Raw genomic sequence first — 3899 nt, forward strand, 5'->3', positions numbered from 1 at the left:
CCTGACTCCACTCTATGGATTTCATTTATTCCTGAAATCAAGTGGTTGGGGTTTCCAACAAACTCTTTACCTAATAAGTTGGAGATATCTTGAATTGTTATGGGAGACTTTAGTTTCAAAGGTCAAATATTTGATTTACAAAGGTGGTGAGAATGTTGATTTAATGGAATAAAAAAAATTAATCCAATAATTCTGCAATTTGATTGAACTGCTCTGCTACCCAATCCAATTCAATCTGGCTTATAATTAATGGTGGACAAATTCTTAGTGCACTATCAGCAAATAAAAACCAATCAACAATTATTCCTCTTTCAAGAGCAAGTTGAATAAATTTCATTAAAACAAAATTGTTATCCATAGGAATTGAAATCATAAGTCCTTTACCTCTTCGCTTTTGGAAAATAGGGTGAATTAGCTTAGACAAAAAATACTCACCTTTCTTTTTGGCTGCTTCGGCCAGATTTTCATTCAAAATGTAGCTAAGGCTCGCAAATGAAGCTGCGCAACAAACAGGATGACCCCCAAAGGTTGTTATATGACCAAGAATAGGATGGTGGGTCAAGGTAGACATAATCTCGTTGGATGAAATAAAGGCACCAATAGGCATTCCCCCGCCAAGACCTTTTGCTAAGCATAGAATATCAGGTATAATTTGATAAGATTCGAATGCCCATAAACTACCTGTTCGTCCACAACCAGTTTGAATTTCATCAACTATTAAAAGTGCCCCAGTCTGGTTGCATTTTTTTTGCAATTTCTGTAAGTAATCATTTTCGGGAAGAATTACACCTGCTTCTCCTTGAATGGGTTCAACCACGACACATGCTGTATCATGTGTAATTTGTTCTAAGTCATTTAATTTGTTAAATTCAATTAATTTAGTGTTGGGTAGAAGAGGTCTAAATGCATTTTTGTATGTTTCACTTCCCATTATACTTAATGGTCCATGAGTACTGCCATGATATGAATTTTTAAATGAAATTAGTTCGGTCCTCTTTGTATAACGTTTTGCAAGCTTTAGTGCACCATCAATTGCCTCTGCACCTGAATTTACAAAATAAACGGATTGTAGGTTGGAGGGTAAGTTGGAAGAAAGAAGATGAGCAAGTTGAACCTGAGGACTTTGAATATATTCTCCATAAACCATGGTATGCATATACCTATTGGCTTGTTCTGTAATTGCTTTAATAACATCAGGATGGCAGTGCCCAACATTGCTAACTGCTATGCCACTAATAAAGTCAATGTATTTTTTCCCTTGAGTATCTTCAATAAAAACTCCTTCTGCTTTTGAAATTTCGATAGCTAAAGGAAATGGGGAAGTTTGACCAATATGTTTAAAAAATAATTCCCTGTTATTCATTGAATGATTGCTTAGCGTCAATTGGTTTTGTATCAGAGGTCAATAGTTTGGAATTAAGGTTCATCAATTCTTGATTTTTACAAATTAATTCTTCTTCAATTTTTATCAGGTTTCTTTTTAGTTTTCTGTTTTTAGTTTGAAGGTATAAGGTTAAAAGGGAAAGGATAAGCAATAGTATAATTCCCAAGGTTTTTTTTGATTTATACCATGGGTTTTTAATGATGATTGTAATATTTAATGGGTTACTTTCTTGGTTGTTTTGATTTTTGGTTTTTATCGATAAAGTGTAGGTTCCACTGGGTAAGGCATGGAATTTTAAGGTGTTGTCAGTTGTCCAATTAGTCCATTCTGATTGTAGGCCTACCATTTTATATGAAAACAAGTTAGAACTCAAGGTGTTAAAATTTGGGGAAGAAATGTTTATTTTAAGGAGGTTGGGGGTTTGTGGAATTTCAATAGAGTAAGGTGGTGATGACTGAGAAATAGTTCCTTCAAATAAGCCTATATCAATTTTACCATCCAAAATAATTCCATTTATTAATACAATTGGTTTAGTAAGTTTGGGTTGAGGCTTGTTGATGTCATAGTGAACCAAGCCTTCATTGGTGCTAAACCATAAATTGTTGTTTTTAATTAATAACGCCCAGGAATCGCTATTAGGTAATTTATTGGACGGACTATAATCAAAGTAATCATACCCGTCTCTATCCTTCCTGAGTTTTGCAAATTTCCCTTGGTCGGAGATCCAAATTTCTCCTGTTTGACTTTTTTCTAAAATATAGAAACTTTCCAGCTTTGTGGAATCCCTTAATTTAAAAGGATTCTTTCGGATAAATTTCGAATTATCTTCTTTGAACGAAAGAATAGAAATAGGATTCGTCCAAAAAAGCTCTTTTTTGTATAAAATAGGCTTATTCCATCCCAAATACAGGCCATTGGAAGGATTAAAATAACTGACCCAGGCAGGTATAGGATCGAAGGTGTTAATATAGGCAGCATTACCTGCATAATCAGAAACCCAAAACCTTCCTTTATTATCGAGTTCAGAGAATTGGGCAATAAATTTAAGATTACATACCTTTTCAGGCAGCGAATAGGTTGATCCCTTTTTTACTATTTTAAAAATCCCTTCTTCCAATGTCAAATAGAGACATTTGTTTTGAGCATCCCATGCCATTGTTGTGGTTGGGTTAGAATTCAATTGTATGGCTTCTTCGCCCTGAAGCCTATAAAGCCCATTCCAGGTAGCTACCAATAAATCACCTTCACAATTTAAAAGTTGAAAAGCTTGCCCAATATTGGATTGAATGGGTCTAAAGTTTATAGTTGGCTGTAAACTTTTTCCTATTTTACTGAAAAAGAGTTTAGAACTAGTACAAACGTAGAAGTACTCATTTTGAATTTCAATATCTGTTACCACCCCATCGAAGCTATTTTGGTGGGGTAGAAAACTTAATGGTGAATCCATTTCTATCCTGGTGATTCCCAGGTCGGAGCTTATCCATAAGCCATTCTCATGATCTAGGAATATTGAATTTATTCCATTGTCTGGAAGGATGTTAGACTTGTTGATGATAAACCTCAAAGAACCATTCGGATTTAAAATATATAACCCTCCATCTTTCGTAGGTATTGAATATTCTCCAAAGCTTGATTCTATAATCTTGCGAGGGATTTTTTCAATTATTTCTTTTCCTATTTCGTAATCTACCGGTATCTCTTGAAAGTCTTTATTAAAAATTGCTATTGCTTTATCATTCTTTTCAATTAGATAGGAATTAGTTAATTGTCCGGCATTTCGTAAGGAAATGGCAGATAAGATTTCTTTTTTCGATTCAAATTTTCCAAGTTCTTCTTTATGGCCTTTAGAGTCAATTTCAACTACCTTTTGGGATAGTTCTCTTATGAAGCATTTTTTTGAGGTAGGAATCAATTCCTGAATGGAAGTTTTTGAATTAAAGACAAAAAACTTCCTGGAGTTGGTATTAAAAATCAAAACTTTTTGTGAAGTCCTGAAGGCAATTGATTCTCCAAATTTTACCGTTTCCCAAATTATTCCAAATTTCCTTTCTGATAGAGGTAGAAATTCCAATAAGGAATTATAGGAGAATTCGCCTTGTAGATTGGATTCAAGGTATCCTATTTGTTGGTTGCCTCCCACGTAAATAATAGACTTTTCGCCTTGAACTAAGCACCTTAAACCTTTTTTTGAAGTGCCATTTATCTTTTTCCAAAAATGTCCATCAAAGGAAAGAATGCAATCAGAATTGCAAAATAGAATCTGACCGGATTTGTCCTGAATTATACCAAAATTCTGTGGGCCAATTTCTGGACCAACCTTTTTATAATCATTTGTCTCGATGGAAATATAAGGCGGTAAAAAGTCTTGGGCCTTGATATTTAGGCATGTAAGTATAAGAAGGAAGGAAATTTTGGTTAAAAAGGCAGCTTTCTTCAAAAAATTGGAATAATTAACTTAGTATTGCAAAAGAAATAAGAATACCAATTAAAAACAAGAAAAAATGGGAAATGGTGT

General features: G+C 34.0%; 2 protein-coding genes. Both read right to left on the reverse strand.

What is annotated here, in order from left to right; genetic code table 11:
- Nucleotides 1-178: 178 nt before the first annotated feature.
- The gene (locus K1X82_15050) at nt 179-1363 is read right to left on the reverse strand and encodes an aspartate aminotransferase family protein (GenBank protein MBX7183427.1); all 1185 of its coding nucleotides are present in this window, start codon (nt 1361-1363) and stop codon (nt 179-181) included.
- Nucleotides 1356-3821, reverse strand: coding sequence for a hypothetical protein (locus K1X82_15055; GenBank protein ID MBX7183428.1), 2466 nt, complete (start codon nt 3819-3821; stop codon nt 1356-1358). The genes K1X82_15050 and K1X82_15055 overlap by 8 nt, the downstream gene beginning before the upstream one ends.
- Between the last annotated feature and the right edge of the window lie 78 nt (nt 3822-3899).

The organism is Bacteroidia bacterium, from assembly GCA_019695265.1.
GTDB lineage: Bacteria > Bacteroidota > Bacteroidia > JAIBAJ01 > JAIBAJ01 > JAIBAJ01.

What these genes read in the sequence shown, in the direction of transcription:
- K1X82_15050 (MBX7183427.1), bottom strand. Translation starts at nt 1,363, where the DNA reads ATGAATAACAGGGAATTATTTTTTAAACATATTGGTCAAACTTCCCCA.